The organism is Vibrio vulnificus CMCP6, assembly GCF_000039765.1.
In the GTDB taxonomy this organism is placed as follows: Bacteria; Pseudomonadota; Gammaproteobacteria; order Enterobacterales; family Vibrionaceae; genus Vibrio; species Vibrio vulnificus_B.
Genome location: NC_004460.2, coordinates 1802474 through 1819157, shown reverse-complemented (window position 1 = coordinate 1819157; position 16684 = coordinate 1802474). Strand labels below are relative to the sequence as shown.

Sequence of the window (16684 nt, the reverse complement as noted above, 5' to 3'; positions counted from 1 at the left end):
GTTACGTTCCAATGACAAATTTATAGCCAGAAGATGACAAATAGATGAAGTGAGATCACCGCGTCGACCTAACAAGACTCATCGTTAAAGATACTATGGCCAACTTAAGCCCCAACACCAAGCAAATACCATGGTTTCCCGATCACGCTCCTTCGTCGCTATCGGGAATGACACTTAGGCGCGACACTTCCATTATCAAAGAACTCGTCATTCCAGACGAGCCTGAGCGAGCTATCTGGAATCCATTCCGCCGCGTTCTTCGTAAAACGGATGACATCGCACCTAAAGCGTCGAATCGATAAAAAAACAGCCTCGCCTTGGCGCAGAAAACAAAAAAATCTATTTCTATCGAGGGAAAAATTCGCCCCAACACCAAGCAAATGCCATGGTTTCCCGACCACGCTCCTTCGTCGCTATCGGGAATGACACTTAGGCGCGACACTTCCATTATCAAAGAACTCGTCATTCCGGACGAGCCTGAGCGAGCTATCCGGAATCCATTCCGCCGCGAGCACCCGCAAAACGAATGGCATCGAACCTAAAGCGTCGAAACGATAAAAGACAACCTTGCCTTGGTGCCTATAACAAACAATCCATTTCTATCGTGGTGAACTTTCGCATTCGCGCCAGAAAATACCATGGTTTCCCGACCACGCTCCTTCGTCACTATCGGGAATGACACTTAAAGCGCGACACTTCCATAATCAAAAAGCACGTCATTCCGGACGAGCCTGAGCGAGCTATCCGGAATCCATTCCGCCGCGAGCACCCGTAAAACGAATGGCATCGAGCCTAAAGCGTCGACACGATAAAAACAGCCTCGCCTTGGTGCCGAAGACAAAAAAATCCATTTCTATCGAGATGAAAATTCACCCCAACACCAAGCAAATACCATGGTTTCCCGATCACGCTCCTTCGTCACTATCGGGAATGACACTTAAAGCACGACACTTCCATAATCAAAAAGCACGTCATTCCGGACGAGCCTGAGCGAGCTATCCGGAATCCATTCCGCCGCGAGCCCCCGTAAAACGAATGGCATCGAACCTAAAGCGTCGACACGATAAAAAAACAGCCTCGCCTTGGCGCCGCAGACAAAAAAATCCACCTCAACCGAGGTGGATTTCAGCATTCAACTCAAAGCAAATTCAATTAAGACTTTGGCTCTGATTTCGCGTCAAACTTCTCAGACCATGCCGCTAGAATTTCTGCACGCTTGCTACCCATTTGCGCGAAGTCCATCTTCGCCATATTTTCTTGAACGTTCGGGAAGTTAGACACGGTCGCTTTCACATCTTTGTGCCCCACCACTGGGTACATTTCCACGTAAAGCTCGTTCGCCGCTTTCGAGATTGACCAGTCGACAACGCGCTTCGCTGCATCCGACTCTTTCACTAGGCCAACCGCTTCTGATTCCCAGCCAATGCCTTTAGGTGTGATAACCGCAAGTGGTGCACCTTGTGTTTTCAGCTTCGCGCCGCGGCTCGCCATCGAAATACCGATAGCCACTTCACCCATACCCGCTTGAACACATGGCTTAGAACCCGAGTGCGTGTAGTGTGCAATGTTTTTGTCTAGGTCACGCATGTAGTTCCATGCCTGATCTTCACCCATGTTTTGTAGCCAAGCAGACACCTGCATGTAACCCGTGCCTGAAGAAGCTGGGTTAGGCATTGCAATGTGACCTTTGTAAACTGGCTTCGTTAGGTCTTCCCAAGACGTTGGTTTCGGTAGGTTAAGTTGTTTCGCTACCGCTTCGTTGAAACAAACTGCGTTAAAGAACGCATCGTTACCAAACCAAGCTTGGTTTGATTGGGGGTCGTTTAGGTTCGCGTGCAGCTCTTCCAAACCTTTTGGTGTGTAAGGCTTAAGAAGACCTTCATCTTTAAGCAGTGCCATTGACGAGCCAGCAAGACCCCAAACCACTTCCGCTTGAGGGTTGTTCTTTTCTGCCAGCAATTTCGCCGTCATGATACCTGTTGAATCACGAACCCACTTAATCTTGATATCTGGGTTGTCTTTCTCAAACGCAGACTTGTATTTAGCAAGAATGTCAGTTTCGAAAGCGGTGTAAACCGTCACTTCCTGTGCAGCCATTGCATTGGTAGCAAGCAGAGAGACAAGCGCAGCCAGCGATCCTTTCATCAAACGGTTTTTCATCATTTTCTCCAGTTAATTTGGCTAAGTTTTCATTTTGGTCTGTACCAGTTGACGATAACCACCCTACTGAGCCTTTGTGACGAAATCATGACCATTAAATGGCAGTTTTGAGAAAATTATCGATAAATAGGCGACCAACTGATCGGTGAAATTTTGGATATTAAAGTTTTATGAAATTCACTGAATGGCTATTTACGACCCTTTTTCATCCTTGTTAGAGTGAACTCAATTTCTGGTGTAGACCAATTAAATTATTCTGATGGAAATCGAGATGAAAAACGAATACCTACTACTGACTCCAGGTCCTCTATCTACTTCTGAAACCGTACGCGAAGCCATGCTGAAAGACTGGTGTACTTGGGATGATGAATACAACAAAGACATCGTAGAAGTGATCCGCACTAAGCTAGTGAAGTTAGCCACTCAACAAGACGGCTACACCAGCGTACTCATGCAAGGTAGCGGCACCGCATCAGTAGAAGCAACGATTGGCAGCGCAATTGCCAAAGAGGGAAAGTTGTTGGTAGTCGACAACGGTGCTTACGGTGCGCGTATCGCTCAGATCGCTGATTACTTAAATATTCCATGCCATGTTGTTTCCCCAGGCGAAACATCACAGCCACACTTGAACGAGGTGGAAACTGCATTGGCATCGGATCCTGCTATCACGCACGTGGCAATTGTTCACTGTGAGACAACCACTGGCATGCTTAATCCAATTGAGGCCTTTGCTTCTGTCGCTAAAGCGCACGGTAAAGTGGTGATTCTCGATGCCATGTCGAGCTTTGGTGGCATTCCTATCGATATCGCAGAATTGGGCATCGATTTTATGATCAGCTCTGCAAACAAATGTATTCAAGGCGTGCCGGGCTTTGGCTTTGTGATTGCGAAGCAAACGGAACTCGAAAAGTGCCAAGGTCAGGCACGTTCTTTGAGCCTTGATCTTTACGACCAGTGGCACTGCATGGAAGTGAACCACGGCAAATGGCGTTTTACGTCTCCTACGCACACGGTTCGCGCTTTCTACCAAGCATTGTTAGAACTCGAACAAGAAGGCGGCATTGAAGCTCGTCACAACCGTTACCAAACTAACCAGAAAACACTGGTTGCAGGTATGCGCTCTTTGGGTTTCGAACCGCTACTGAATGATGAGCTTCACTCGCCAATCATCACTTCTTTCTACTCTCCAACACACAGTGATTACCAATTCAAAGCGTTCTACACGCGTTTGAAAGAGCAAGGTTTTGTAATTTATCCGGGTAAAGTATCGAACGCAGATTGCTTCCGTATCGGCAACATTGGTGAAGTTTACCCAGCAGATATCGAGCGCTTAATCGGTGCGATTGAAAAAGCAATGTACTGGCAAGTTGCTTAAAGCAGCCTTCTGATTGAGAGAGCGCTATGACTCAGAACATCAAACCGACCCATTTTCGTAGTGAAGGCGATGTCAACACGACACCGGCGCGCCAAGCTTGGAATGCCTCGATGGACGACGAAAGCACGCAAGCATTATTGAAGCGTGATTCGGAGGTCTTTCTTCATCAAGCCATGTCGACGCCTTGCTTAGATACCTTGGAAGCAGCGGAAGGCATCTACATCCAAGATGCCACCGGCAAAAAGTACATGGACTTTCATGGCAATAACGTCCATCAGCTAGGCTATGGTCATCCGCATGTGATTAACCGTGTGCAAGAGCAAATTGCCAAACTGCCGTTTTCACCACGTCGTTTTACCAATGAAACTGCGATTGAATGTGCCGAAAAACTCACCCAAATCTGTGGCGGCGAATTGAATCGCGTGCTGTTTGCTCCGGGTGGCACATCTGCGGTTGGCATGGCACTTAAACTAGCGCGCCACATCACGGGCAACTACAAGGTGGTGTCTCTGTGGGATTCCTTCCACGGCGCATCGTTGGATGCCATCTCAGTGGGCGGCGAAGCGTGTTTCCGCCAAGGTATGGGACCATTAATGGCAGGTGTTGAGCGCATCCCACCAGCCGTATCTTACCGTGGTGCTTTCCCAGTCGCGGACGGCAGCGACGTACATTACGCCGATTACCTCGAATACGTGATTGAGAAAGAAGGCGGCGTGGGCGCGTTTATCGCAGAAGCAGTTCGTAATACCGACGTACAAGTGCCGAGCAAAGCCTACTGGAAACGCATTCGAGAAATCTGTGACAAACACAATGTCATGTTGATCATCGACGACATCCCGAATGGCATGGGTCGCAGCGGAGAATGGTTTACCTACCAAGCCTACGATATCGAGCCAGATATGCTCTGCATCGGTAAAGGCTTGGGCGGAGGCTTAGTGCCTATCGCAGCCATGGTAACCAAAGACAAATACAACACCGCCGAGCAAATCTCAATGGGTCATTACACTCATGAGAAAAGCCCTATCGGTTGTGCTGCCGCGCTGGCAACCATGGAAGCCATTGAGCAAGAGGGCTTGCTAGATAAAGTCAAAGTCGACAGCCAGTTCATGCGTGAAAAGCTGCTAGAGATGAAAGCCAAATACCCAGTAATTGGTGATGTGCGTGGCATCGGCATGTTATGGGGCATTGAGTTGGTCACTGACCACGAAAGCAAAGCACGCGCGTATGACGAAGCGGAAGCTGTGTTGTACCAATGCCTCAACAATGGCGTGAGCTTCAAGGTATCACAAGGCAATGTGATTCAACTCAGCCCACCGCTGATCATCACTCGCGAACAACTGACAGAAGCGTTGGCGATCTTCGAAGAAGCGATCGCCAAAGTGTGCAAAGACTTTAACTACTTTTAGGGTCAATAGACCTCAACAAAAACCAATTTATCCTGAGCGCGGTTCCAATGTGTAGGCAGCGCTCTGGCAAGCAAGAAAAAGGATTGAACATGAACAAATCACCAATTCAAGCAGTGATCTTTGACTGGGCTGGCACTATCGTCGATTTTGGCTCTTTTGCGCCAACCAGCATCTTTGTGGAAGCGTTCAAACAAGGCTTTGATTTCGAAATCGACCTTGAAGAAGCGCGCGAACCAATGGGGCTTGGTAAGTGGGATCACATCCAAGCTGTGGGTCGTATTCCTGCTGTTGATAAGCGTTGGAATGAGAAGTTTGGTCGCTCAATGATCAGCGAAGACATCGATGCTATCTACGCAGCATTTATGCCTTTGCAAAAAGCAAAAGTGGCTGACCACGCAGAGCCAATTCTCAATGCGATTGAAGTTGTGAACGGTCTAAAAGATAAAGGCATCAAGATCGGTTCTTGTTCTGGTTACCCTCGTGAAGTGATGGACGTACTGATTCCAGTGGCAGCGGATTACGGCTACCAACCAGATTATGTTGTCGCGACAGACGATCTGCCACAAGGCGGTCGCCCTGCGCCGTTTATGGCACTGAAAAACGTGATTGAGCTTGGTGTAAGCGACGTTAAAGCATGCGTCAAAGTGGACGATTCAGCACCAGGCATCTTTGAAGGTCACAATGCGGGCATGTGGACGGTGGGTCTGCTGCTTTCTGGTAACGAAGCGGGTCTGACATTTGAAGAATACCAAGCCGCAGACGAAGCAACCTTAGAGAAAGCTCGTGAAAAAGCACGCGCAAAATTGCTCAAGAGCTCGCCGCACTACCTTATCGACACCATTGCTGACTTCCCTGAAGTGGTTGCAGATATCGAACGTCGCCTAGCGGCAGGTGAGCGTCCATAGCGATTAAAATCACGGCACAATAAACGAGCGCCGCGTGGACAACACGCGGCGAACCAGTCCTCAGAAAAGCGCCTCAGAAAAAACTGATAGGCAGATAAAAGTCCAGCTCGAACGCTTCACTTTCATTGACAAAATGATTGCTGTGATAGTGTACATAAGCGGGCGTTGAGCGCAGTTTGAAACCGGAGGCTGGCAGCCATTTTTCCAGTACCATGCTAATTTGAGGTAGCAATTCACCATACACCCCATGCAGACGAAACACCGCGTGCAAACCACCTGGAATCACCATTTGATTCACCACTCCCCGATATTTCAAAGGCTTATCTATCGCGATACACGCCACATAACGGCACTTATCCAACTCAACCCACGCTGGATTGGAATGGTGCAAGCCAAATTGCACCTCAAATGAGCGCCCTTCACTATTTGCCCACGCTTTGAGGATCAGCCACGCATTTTTGATGGATCGGTTATACCCCACATGGCGAACATACGCCGCCATCCGCTCAGGCACTTCGGTAATTTTCGGTTCGGGTAAGGTACGTTTCGCCACACGATGATAACCCGCAGCCACCTCGGGATCCTTCAAATAGGGTTTGTCGGAGATGTGTAAATCGTGATAACGCCACTCTCCGGGCGCCATTGAGAACGTCGCTTTGAACGCTCGGCTAAACGAGGAGACCGAGCTAAAGCCACATTTGTTGGCAATATCGAGTACCGACGAGCGCGTATCAAACATCAATTGATTGGCTGCGTACTCCATTCTAGTGCGCCGAATATATTGATGAATGGACTCCCCAACCACCTGTTTAAACACACGATGAAAATGCTGCTCAGAGTAAGCAGCCACATCGGCCAGTGCTTTGGCAGACAGTTCGCGACTGATGTCTTGATGAATGAAGTAAAGAACGTCATTGATACGGGATATGTGCTGCTGGCTCATCAACGAAAATAGCATAAATGGACATATTCAAGAGCATAAATGGACATTTCACAAAACTCAACCCCATGTACTATCAGTCGAATAAACAAAATAAAAGACAGACAGGAAACACAATGGAAATCGCTCGTTCGTTACAACAAATTCAATCGTCCTATATTCGCGAAATCCTCGCTGCTGCGAGCGATCCTAGTGTCATTTCTCTTGCGGGTGGTTTGCCTGATGAGCAGACTTTCCCGATCGAGTTAATGAAACCGACATTGGAAAAACTCTCGGAAATGCCGCAAGTATTCCAATACGGTGCCACGGCGGGTTACGCCCCGCTGCTTAACTTTCTAAAAACCTACATGTCGCTGCCTGAAACGCACATGGCAATGGCGTGTACCGGTTCACAGCAAGGGCTCGACCTCATCGCTCGCGCTTATATTAACCCGGGCGACACTGTGGTGATGGAAGCGCCAAGCTATCTTGGTGCGATGCAAGTGTTTGGCCTTGTCAGTGCGAACATTGTCACTGTTTCTCAAACCGAAGCAGGGCCCAATCTTGACGAACTTGAAGCGTGTTTTAAGCAACATTCGCCAAAAATGTTCTACGCCGTACCTGATTTTCACAACCCAACGGGCGTGTGTTGGTCACTCGAAACGCGCAAACAGGTCGCCAAACTGTGTATCGAACACAAAGTGGCATTCATTGAAGATGCGCCATACCGTGAGCTTCGCTTCCAAGGTGAAGCACTGCCGCTGGTTTCCGATTTCTGTCCGCAAGATTCTATTGTGCTTCGTTCGTTTTCAAAGATCGCCTCTCCGGGCCTACGCATTGGTATCGTGACAGGCAAAGTCAGCTACCTAGAACCGTTGATCAAAGTAAAGCAAGGGGCCGATCTTCATTCCAGCGTGCCGATGCAAGCCCTACTGCTTGGTTTGCTGGAGCATGAAAAATTCCCAGAGCATATGGAAAAAATCCGCACGCTTTACCAATCTCGTTACCAAGTATTGGCAGAGGCGTTGCAAACGCAGTTGCCTGAAAACTGCCAGTTGAAATCGGTCGATGGCGGTATGTTTGTGTGGGTAACGCTACCAGAGTGCGATACGTTCGCACTGGCTAAGTCACTACTCGGCAATGGTGTTGCAGTGGTCCCTAGCCCGGTGTTTTACCCTGCGGGACAAAAAGCGCAAGCTGCGCTGCGTCTCAACTTCACCAATGCCACGCCAGAACAGTTGAAAGAAGCCGTGACGCGATTGGCGGAAGGTCTTAAACTGGCCTTGGTTTAAGAACAGAAAGCTCGAGACTAAACCGCCTACGGGCGGTTTTTTCATCGTCGTCGTAATGGGTGTGAGGAACATTGTGGCTACAAAAAACCGATTAATTCGCTATCTCAGTATCGATGCAGAAACGCTGTTCCAGCGGGAAGAGGCATTGATCAAGCAGGTACAGGCTGGTGAACTCGATCAAGTGCTGTTGCTCTGGCAAGTAAAGCACCCCACGCTTGTGCTACCCGCGGGTAATAAATGGCCACAAACCGAACATTTGCGCGCTGAATTGGCTAAGCTTGGCTGGAAACTGACGGCACGAAAAACCGGTGGAGCGCCTGTGCCACAGGTGCCGGGCATTATTAACCTCTCGCACCTTTACCACTGGCCGCAAGATCAAGCTTATGACATCCGCTCAGCCTATCTGAAACTGTGTGAAACTCTGTGCGGCTTTTTTCAGCAATATGGCTTAGAGGCTGATGTTCATGCCACACCGGGTTCTTATTGTGATGGTGACTACAATCTCAACATTGCTGGGCAAAAAATTGTGGGTACTGCACAACGTGTGCTGCTGAAAAAATCAGGAGGACAAATCATCCTTGCTCAAGCGTGTTTATTGATCGATGCCGATATGGCCGAGATAGTCAAACCCGTGCAATTATGTAACCAGCTGAGCAATCATAATGCGGAGATCCTTGCCGATGTGCATACGCCGTTGTATCAACACATTGAGCAAAGACCGTCGATTGACCGCTTGTTTCAATCCTTATCGGATGCGTTTGTCAAACAAGTGAAATCCTGAGAGATGGAGTGCGCGTCCCTGCGCCGTTGGGGAAATTATTTTACGTCAATCAGTGCTTGAGTAATTTGCTTCGCCAGTTCATGGTTAGAACCCGACAAGGATAACGCCGTTCTGGTGTCTTCGACCAAACGATGCATATTACTTTGAATCGTATGTGAATCTGATAGCTGCTTTTGCACACTCTCAATCACATTCGCCACCGAGCGTTGGCTTTCGCTGGACATCTGCACCAAGCTTTCCATATCGCTAACGGTTTTTTCTGCAATTTCTGCACTGTAGTGGATGACTTGCTCCACTTCCTTCTGCTTTTCCATCACCTGAGCAGAAATATCCATGATGGATTTCATCTCAAAGCTAATGCTGTCAGCAGATTCCGTTGCTGTGTTAGCCAAAGAGCGCACTTCGTCTGCGACTACCGCAAAGCCTCGTCCATGCTCACCAGCGCGTGCTGCCTCAATCGCCGCATTCAGTGCCAACAAGTTGGTTTGTGCTGCAATACCTTTGATGGAGTCCACCAATTTTCCGATATTTTGGTTGTTTTGCTCTAGCGAATTCAACAGCTTGGTAAATTCACAAATCTGCACTTTCGAATCATGAATTTGTTCCATGACACTATGCAACTTCAAAATGGCGTGTGACGCAGTGTCTGCCGTTTGCGTTGCCGAGCGATAAGAATCTGCCGACAAACGTTCAATATCGTTAGATTGCTCAATGAAATACCCCACCAGCTCTGAGCTTTCCGTAATAGAAGTCATGCGATTGGCAGACGCCTTATTCACATTGCTCGCGTTGGTGACAATTTGCTGCGCATAAGCCAAGGGATTATCTTGGACAAACTGCTGATAGCGTGCTTCGGTTGCTTCTAATTCTGCTAGTCGTGAGCGATCAATGATGATCTGCTCTTGCTCTAATTTCTTTTGGAATAGTCTAAATTTCATTCAGTTACGTACTCTTTCGCATGGCCAATGTTGCACTCACGCTGGCTTGGGTAGAAACACAAAATGGCACCATATAAGTCAGCAAAATTTTTAGCACACGCTCACTTTCGACCTGACCCGCAAACAATGCATCACCGTGATTGATCATCATCAGTACCGTACCGACAATCGCCGCCACCTTGATGGAGCGTTTCAAAATTGAAGGGGTTTTCGCGGTCGAGATAAAGTCACTCAACGTTGTTTTTCTGCTTGTCGATTTCAATTCTGAAGTTGGCATGGCAAAGGTCAGCTCCCTGTTGTTTTATCGTGCTTTAATTTGTGTGATTGCCTTGGAGTTACCACCAGCAAATGCAGGAATAATTCGTTTTAACGGGGTTAACAGTAAAGGAATTGTTCTGTACGATGAATGCTTTCTCGTCCACAAATTATGCTCAGGAGTACAATTTGGAGCCCTTTTCTCATTTAATTCAACATATGCGGTTGGACGTTGAGGTGTATCACAATGCCCAAGTGTGTGGAAACTGGGTAATAAACAAAGACGAAGCCACCCACACCAGTTTCCATATGGTGACCAAAGGCGACTGTCGTTTAGATGTTCCTGACGTAATGCAAGAAACCTTGAACACAGGTGACTTGGTCATTTTCCCCAAAGAGCTCAACCATAGCCTCGCCCCCATTACGCCATTGAGTGGCGAGCAGCAGCATCTCAGCTATGCGCAATGCCAAGATCCAAACGCCACCGGATTATTGTGCGCTAAAGTCGAGTTTCAACACATTGGCATTCATGGCATTTTGCAAGCCTTGCCTTGTGTTTTCGTCATCAAAGCAGAAGAAAGTGAAAAATGGCTGACACCAATCATGTCGATGATTCTTGCTGAAAGTTATCAAGACGGGACTGGGTCGGATGTGATCATCGGCAGGCTTGCCGAACTGCTGTTTATCAACGCGTTAAGGGCTTACTTGTACTCGCATCCCGAACAAGTGGGGCTGCTCTCTTTGTACGCCCACCCCAAGCTGCGTCATGTCATTTCTGCGGTTCATCAACAGCCACAGCATGACTGGACATTAGAATCTCTCGCCAAGCACTGCGCTATGTCGCGCAGCGCACTCGCGAACACGTTTCGTCAGATCAGTGGTTCAACGGTCATCGAGTATTTGACCTGGTGGCGCATGCAGCTTGCATGGAGCCAAATTAAGGCTGGAGACAGCATAGCTTTAGTCGCCGAATCGGTGGGTTATCGCTCGGAAGCGGCTTTTTCAAGGGCCTTTAAGAAAGCGTTTCTTATTAGCCCCGGTAAAGCTCGGAAAGAAGCTTGATCTTACGCTTGAAGAATGGCCTTCAGCTCTGACAGTGACGTCACGGTGTAGTGAGGAGCAATCTTTACATCAGGCTGACTACCTGGATGTTGCAACCAACAGGTTTCAATACCAAAATTCAGCCCGCCGAGAATGTCAGAGTGAAGGTTGTCGCCCACCATCAGAATTTTGCTTTTGCATGGTAATCCTGCCACTTGCAGCGCGTGGTCAAAAATGGCGAGATCCGGTTTGGCAACGCCCACCTGTTCTGAGATCACCACTTTGTCGAAATAGGCGCTCATTCCGGTGCGCTCTAAACGTACTGCCTGCAATTCAGTAAAACCATTGGTAATGATGCCCATCTTCACTTTGCCGTGCAGTGCTTCCATTAGTTCTCGCGCACCTGGCAGCAAAGTACAAATATCGGCCATGGCATCGAGAAACGCAGAGTTAAGCTCTAAAGTCGTGGTGTCGAGTCTTTTCGCCCAATCAGCAAAACGTCGATGCTTGATCTCTTCTGCGGTGATCTTGCCATCTTGGTAGTCTACCCAAAGTGGCTTGTTGACGGTTTGATACTCTTGAAAGTCCTCTTGCGTGAAATCCACCCCTTTACGGGCAAACATCAATTGCATGCCTTTAAAGGCATCAAAGTGAAAAAGGGTTTCGTCTGCATCAAACCAGATCCATTCGTATTTCATTGTTTTACTTCCACAACCAACTCATTTTTCGCTAGTTTAGATTGTTTTTCTATTTAAGATAATCACCACAAAGAGAAAAACATTGTATCCTTAGTGGCAACAATCTCATTTTCATCACGAGCCCTATGCATAGCCAATTCTCCGATTTGCCGATTTTTGTCTCGGTTGTTGAATGCGGTAGCTTTTCCTCTGCTGCCAAACAGCTCCATTTAACCAAATCCGCCGTTAGTAAACGCATCAATCATCTCGAAGATAAACTCGGTAGCCGCTTGTTGAATCGTACCACTCGAAAGCTGAGCTTAACGGAGGCGGGAGAACGTTACTACGAGTACGCGGCGCAAGCACTCAATCTGGCCAGACAAGGGGTTGATGCCGTTACCGAACTGCAAGGTGAACCACGAGGAAGACTTAAAATCACCGCCCCGATGACTTTTGGTGTGCTTCATGTTGCCCCGCTGATCAGTGAATTTTTGAGCCGTTATCCTAAGGTCGAAGTCGATTTGCAGTTGGAAGATCAGATGGTCGACCTCGTGGCTGGCCGCTTTGATCTCGGCATTCGTATTGGTCACCTTCCTGATTCGAACCTTATCGCAAAGCGTCTAGCGCCATGCCGCACCGTGTTGTGTGCCTCGCCAGACTATGTTTCTCGCATGGGTTCACCGAGCAAACCTGCCGATCTCGCTCAGCACAATTGCTTGCGCTACAGCTATTTTCGCGGTGGTAACGAGTGGCTTTTTCTCAATCAAGGTAACGAATATAAAGTTCTGCCTAAGGGCAATTTTATCGTCAACAACAGTGAAGCCATCCGAAGAGCACTGCTTGCCGGCATTGGCATTGCGCAAATGCCGACATTTATCATCGGCAAAGAGTTACGTGACAGAAAACTCGTCACCCTCATGCCAGAGTATCAGTTGCCACAACATTTTCTCTACGCTGTTTTTCCAGAACGCAAACACATGCCATTGAAAGTTAGGATGTTTATCGACTTCCTCAACGAAAAGCTGGGCAGTGATGCACCGTACTGGGATTCGGCTACTGACACGTTCTGACAGCGAAGAGAGGTAATGTGAGTTCGACTATCACACAACAGGAGAATCTCTCATGGAACAAGTTATCGAGTTAGTAAGCTACACGTTAGTGGAAGGGGCAACAGAGCAGGACATCGTTACAGCGACAGAACAAAGCCATCGGTTTATCGCCACTCTGCCCGGTTTTCTTTATCGCTCGCTAAGTCACGACAGCACCACGAATCGTTGGACAGACATTGTTTACTGGCAAACAATGGACGATGCCAAGAATGCCGGTGAACAATTTATGGCTTGCCCTGATTGCCAACCATTGATGGGATTGATCGAACAGCCATCATTAGTGATGCAGCATCAGTTGATCAAAATGAGTTCATGCAGCACTCAGTAATCGACCAGCATCACTTAACCCAGCTTGTTTAATTTAGGAACACCATGAGTAAATCGGAACGACTATTTGAACTGCTCACCCTATTACGCTCAAAGCGTTACGCAGTCACCGCCAAGCAACTTGCCGAAACAATGGAAGTGAGCGAGCGGACGATTTATCGTGACATTCAGTCACTGATTCACTCTGGTGTTCCCATTCAAGGAGAAGCGGGCGTTGGCTACTTACTCCAAAGTGGTTCTCACCTGCCACCGCTGATGTTTACTGAAAAAGAGATGATGGCACTGGAACTTGGTATGCGAATGGTACGAGCTTGGTCAGATGCAGAATTGGCCGACGCGTCGCGCTCCGCTTCCATCAAGATTCTTTCGGTCCTGCCGGATAAGCTCAAACAGCAAGTGGAAGATTTTCCTCTCATTGTGCCGGAGTTTCATACCCATTCAGAAACCGCAAAGCGCGGGCAACTGCTGCGACACGCGATTGAACATCACTTTAAAGTCAGCCTCGATTATCAAGATGAAAACGGCCAAACCACTGAACGTAAAATCCAACCTCTTGGACAGTTCTTCTGGGGCAAGGTTTGGACACTGGTCGCCTGGTGCGAACTTCGCCAAGATTACCGTCAGTTTCGCCTAGACCGAATCCAAGCAATACGTATGCACGATGAAGAGTTTGAAACAACCGCAAGCAAATCGCTCAAGCATTATCTAGCGCCATACGAACCAACGGATTGATAGCGAACAAGCAGCATGAGCGTTTTCCGTATCAAAGTCCTTAGCAAACTGTTCGCGCTACTTGTCTAACCGTCGAATCAGTTTCGCTGGGGTGCCCCCATACAAGCAGTCTGGTGGGACATCATGATTGACGACCGAATTTGCAGCGATGACAGAACGAGCTCCAATAGTGACCCCCTGATTGATAACGCAATTTCCACCAATCCAAACATCATCTTCTACAACAATCGGTTTGCAGAAGGTTTCCCACTGGCGGCGGCTTCGGTAATCAAGGGAATGAGAAGCGGTATAAAACTGGCAACTCGGGCCAATTAACACGTGGCTGCCGATCGTAATGTGCGCCCCATCCAGCATCACAACATTCATGTTGATGAACGTTTCCTCACCAATAGAGATGGTTTTGCCAAATTCACACATAAATGGTGGCTGGATATAACTGTTGCCCATGCTGGCAAAGAGCTGTTTTTGCAGTGCGATGCGTTGTTCTGTTTCCGTTGCTGCGTTGATCTCTTTCAATAACACCGCAGCACGATTGCGAATCGCATCAATTTCCGCATCCGCGCCATCAAAGATTTGCCCGGAATTCATTTTTTCAAATTCAGTCATCGGATACACCTCATCCTAAGTGACGAAAAATACTCATCCATCCTAACCAGAAGTCAAAAAGAAAAAAGAGAAAAGCCTTCACTTTTCTCTTCCGCTTTAACGAGTTATTTGGGTCGTTTGGATTTAAACGATTTCCCAGCTGTGGCTCATTTCGACACCGGCACCGAGCATCAAGCACACAGAACAATATTTTTCGAGAGAATCCGCCGTCACTTTTGCCACGATCGCTTCATCAAGCTGTTCACCCGAAACGACGAAATGGATGTTCACTGCGGTAAAAATACGTGGAGCGGTTTCACGACGTTCAGTGGTCAGTTTTGCGTTCACAGAACTCACTTTTTGACCTGCCGTCTTCAGGCCGTCTACCACATCAACAGAGCTACAACCACCCGCAGCCATTAGCACCATTTCCATAGGGCTTGGCGCCGTTGCACCACCATTTCCGTCCATAACAACGGAATGTCCTGACTGCGAGGTACCCAAAAATTTAAAATCTTCTACCCACTTAACTTCTGCTTGCATGGCTTCTATTCTCAACATTGACCATTAGTGGCTCTACTCTAGCCAGCTAAAACCGGATAGCAACGGAAAATTGCATTTCTAGGAAATTTTTTTGTCCTTTGGCCTTTCTTGTTACGTATGTTCTCAATAAGTTCCATTGAGGTAGTAATGAAAAAACTCAGCAAATTACTCATTTCCGCAGCCATTGCGCTGCCACTTATGTTCACTCTGCTCGCCAAAGTCGGCGTTGCCGATACCATGGACAAAACCGCACCAAACTTGGCATCCTTGCCAGTAGCAACGTTAGCTGGTGGTTGTTTCTGGTGTACTGAATCAGACCTTGAAAAACTGAATGGGGTGTATGATGTGGTGTCTGGTTATTCGGGTGGCGAGATGGCGAATCCGACTTATCGACAAGTCTCCTCGGGTAAAACGGGTCACATTGAAGTAATTCAATTCCGCTACGATCCCAACGTTGTCAGCTATGAAGCGGTGTTAGATTACTTCCTACGCCATATTGACCCTACCGACGATAAAGGCTCATTTGTCGATCGAGGTCCACAATATCGCCCCGCTATTTTTTATCATACTGCCGAGCAAAAACAGATTGCGGAGCGGTTTCTTAAAGAAGTCGATGAGGCGAAGATCTACCCAAAACCAATTAAAACGGAATTGATTGAGTACACAGCGTTTTATCCCGCGGAGCAATACCATCAGGACTACTACAAAAAAAGTAGCTTGAAATACAAGTATTACCGCCACGCCTCTGGTCGTGACCAGTATCTCGATAAAGTCTTTGGTGATGATCGCATTGAGCAACCCAAAACACTGCGTCAGTTGATTGATGAGAAGGCACTGACGAAAAACGCCAAAACCTACTCGCGCCCATCAGACAAAGAGATCAAAGCACAACTAACAGATTTACAATATTACGTCACACAGAAAGAAGGCACTGAAAGACCCTTTAACAACGAATATTGGGATAACAAAGAGGCGGGTATCTATGTCGATATTGTCTCTGGTGAGCCACTCTTTTCTTCAACGGACAAGTATAAATCCGGTACAGGTTGGCCAAGTTTTACCAAACCGATTAGCTCGGCTTACATTGTCACCAAAACCGACTACAAACTGCTTTACCCACGCACAGAAGTGCGAAGCAAGTTTGCGGATTCGCACTTAGGCCATGTCTTTGACGATGGACCCGCACCAACCGGATTGCGTTATTGTATGAATTCAGCGGCCATGAAATTCATTCCTGTGGCTCAAATGGAGAAAATGGGTTACGGCGAGTATTTAACCCTGTTCCAATAACAAGGTCGGTTTTCTGTTTATTCTCCAATGAGGGGCACATTTTGTGTCCCTCATTTTCTTTTCAATTCGTCTCATACCTACAAACTGTGATTTCAAACTGGATTTTACAAATTATCTGGTTTAAGGTTCCATCCATTGCAATTCACTCTGTTGCACATTTATTCCCCCAAAATTTGTTCCGCGAGAGGTAAGGCAGTTGTTTCAACACCATCTTTCTCACTTCCCTGCGGAACACTTCCCTTTCAAATTACAATTCAATAGATCGCATACCAGTCATTAAAGATATTGATTGCTGCATGGTTTTTTTTAATAATTCCTGCTCAAAAATGATAAAAATTAAAGCACTACA

General features: G+C 47.5%; 18 protein-coding genes. 11 read left to right on the top strand and 7 right to left on the bottom strand.

What is annotated here, in order from left to right; all coding sequences use genetic code 11:
- Nucleotides 1-95 precede the first annotated feature (95 nt).
- Nucleotides 96-302, top strand: coding sequence for a hypothetical protein (locus tag VV1_RS24795; protein WP_011082508.1), 207 nt, complete (start codon nt 96-98; stop codon nt 300-302).
- Between the two features lie 850 nt (nt 303-1152).
- Here VV1_RS24795 and VV1_RS22835 read toward each other — a convergent pair.
- Nucleotides 1153-2163 carry a putative 2-aminoethylphosphonate ABC transporter substrate-binding protein gene (locus VV1_RS22835; RefSeq protein ID WP_011082506.1) on the bottom strand — a complete coding sequence of 337 codons (1011 nt, stop codon included), beginning with the start codon at nt 2161-2163 and terminating at the stop codon, nt 1153-1155.
- A gap of 268 nt (nt 2164-2431) precedes the next feature.
- On the opposite strand from VV1_RS22835, the gene phnW reads away from it, so the two are divergent.
- The 3 genes from phnW (at nt 2432) to phnX (ending at nt 5846) form a co-directional block, all read left to right on the top strand.
- Nucleotides 2432-3535 carry a 2-aminoethylphosphonate--pyruvate transaminase gene (gene phnW / locus VV1_RS22830; protein WP_043921229.1) on the top strand — a complete coding sequence of 368 codons (1104 nt, stop codon included), beginning with the start codon at nt 2432-2434 and terminating at the stop codon, nt 3533-3535.
- A 26-nt stretch (nt 3536-3561) separates the two neighbouring features.
- On the top strand, nt 3562-4941 hold the full coding sequence (locus VV1_RS22825; RefSeq protein ID WP_011082504.1) for an aspartate aminotransferase family protein: 1380 nt from the start codon (nt 3562-3564) through the stop codon (nt 4939-4941).
- Nucleotides 4942-5030: 89 nt separating this feature from the next.
- Nucleotides 5031-5846 carry a phosphonoacetaldehyde hydrolase gene (phnX, locus tag VV1_RS22820; protein ID WP_011082503.1) on the top strand — a complete coding sequence of 272 codons (816 nt, stop codon included), beginning with the start codon at nt 5031-5033 and terminating at the stop codon, nt 5844-5846.
- A gap of 73 nt (nt 5847-5919) precedes the next feature.
- On the opposite strand, the gene VV1_RS22815 is transcribed toward phnX, so the two are convergent.
- The gene (locus VV1_RS22815; protein ID WP_086016975.1) at nt 5920-6789 is read right to left on the bottom strand and encodes an AraC family transcriptional regulator; all 870 of its coding nucleotides are present in this window, start codon (nt 6787-6789) and stop codon (nt 5920-5922) included.
- Between the two features lie 113 nt (nt 6790-6902).
- On the opposite strand from VV1_RS22815, the gene VV1_RS22810 reads away from it, so the two are divergent.
- Together VV1_RS22810 and VV1_RS22805 are read left to right on the top strand one after the other, a co-directional pair.
- Nucleotides 6903-8057 carry an aminotransferase-like domain-containing protein gene (locus VV1_RS22810; RefSeq protein WP_011082501.1) on the top strand — a complete coding sequence of 385 codons (1155 nt, stop codon included), beginning with the start codon at nt 6903-6905 and terminating at the stop codon, nt 8055-8057.
- Between the two features lie 55 nt (nt 8058-8112).
- Nucleotides 8113-8838, top strand: coding sequence for a lipoate--protein ligase family protein (locus tag VV1_RS22805; protein WP_011082500.1), 726 nt, complete (start codon nt 8113-8115; stop codon nt 8836-8838).
- A gap of 35 nt (nt 8839-8873) precedes the next feature.
- Here VV1_RS22805 and VV1_RS22800 read toward each other — a convergent pair whose 3' ends face one another.
- On the bottom strand, nt 8874-9776 hold the full coding sequence (locus VV1_RS22800) for a methyl-accepting chemotaxis protein (RefSeq protein ID WP_011082499.1): 903 nt from the start codon (nt 9774-9776) through the stop codon (nt 8874-8876).
- A gap of 4 nt (nt 9777-9780) precedes the next feature.
- Complete coding sequence (gene nrtS / locus VV1_RS22795) at nt 9781-10053, bottom strand: nitrate/nitrite transporter NrtS (protein WP_011082498.1); 273 nt, start codon at nt 10051-10053, stop codon at nt 9781-9783.
- 113 nt (nt 10054-10166) lie between these two features.
- Here nrtS and VV1_RS22790 point away from each other — a divergent pair, with 113 nt between their 5' ends.
- Entirely contained in the window at nt 10167-11093 is a 927-nt protein-coding gene (locus VV1_RS22790; protein WP_011151840.1) for an AraC family transcriptional regulator, read from the top strand.
- 2 nt (nt 11094-11095) lie between these two features.
- On the opposite strand, the gene yjjG is transcribed toward VV1_RS22790, so the two are convergent.
- Nucleotides 11096-11770 carry a pyrimidine 5'-nucleotidase gene (gene yjjG, locus VV1_RS22785; RefSeq protein WP_011082496.1) on the bottom strand — a complete coding sequence of 225 codons (675 nt, stop codon included), beginning with the start codon at nt 11768-11770 and terminating at the stop codon, nt 11096-11098.
- A 125-nt stretch (nt 11771-11895) separates the two neighbouring features.
- Between yjjG and VV1_RS22780 the strand changes: the two genes are divergently transcribed.
- The 3 genes from VV1_RS22780 to VV1_RS22770 are packed head-to-tail and all read left to right on the top strand — an operon-like array spanning nt 11896 to nt 13917.
- Nucleotides 11896-12819 carry a LysR family transcriptional regulator gene (locus VV1_RS22780; RefSeq protein WP_011082495.1) on the top strand — a complete coding sequence of 308 codons (924 nt, stop codon included), beginning with the start codon at nt 11896-11898 and terminating at the stop codon, nt 12817-12819.
- A gap of 52 nt (nt 12820-12871) precedes the next feature.
- On the top strand, nt 12872-13186 hold the full coding sequence (locus VV1_RS22775) for a hypothetical protein (protein ID WP_011082494.1): 315 nt from the start codon (nt 12872-12874) through the stop codon (nt 13184-13186).
- 44 nt (nt 13187-13230) lie between these two features.
- Nucleotides 13231-13917 (top strand): helix-turn-helix transcriptional regulator, encoded by a 687-nt coding sequence (locus tag VV1_RS22770; protein WP_011082493.1) that lies wholly within the window; start codon nt 13231-13233, stop codon nt 13915-13917.
- 57 nt (nt 13918-13974) lie between these two features.
- Here VV1_RS22770 and VV1_RS22765 read toward each other — a convergent pair whose 3' ends face one another.
- Both VV1_RS22765 and VV1_RS22760 read right to left on the bottom strand, forming a co-directional pair.
- A complete protein-coding gene (locus VV1_RS22765; protein WP_011082492.1) occupies nt 13975-14523 on the bottom strand; it encodes a sugar O-acetyltransferase in 549 nt (182 codons plus the stop codon).
- A gap of 123 nt (nt 14524-14646) precedes the next feature.
- On the bottom strand, nt 14647-15045 hold the full coding sequence (locus tag VV1_RS22760) for an OsmC family protein (RefSeq protein ID WP_011082491.1): 399 nt from the start codon (nt 15043-15045) through the stop codon (nt 14647-14649).
- A gap of 147 nt (nt 15046-15192) precedes the next feature.
- Here VV1_RS22760 and msrB point away from each other — a divergent pair, with 147 nt between their 5' ends.
- Complete coding sequence (msrB, locus tag VV1_RS22755) at nt 15193-16335, top strand: peptide-methionine (R)-S-oxide reductase MsrB (protein WP_011082490.1); 1143 nt, start codon at nt 15193-15195, stop codon at nt 16333-16335.
- Nucleotides 16336-16684: the final 349 nt, after the last annotated feature.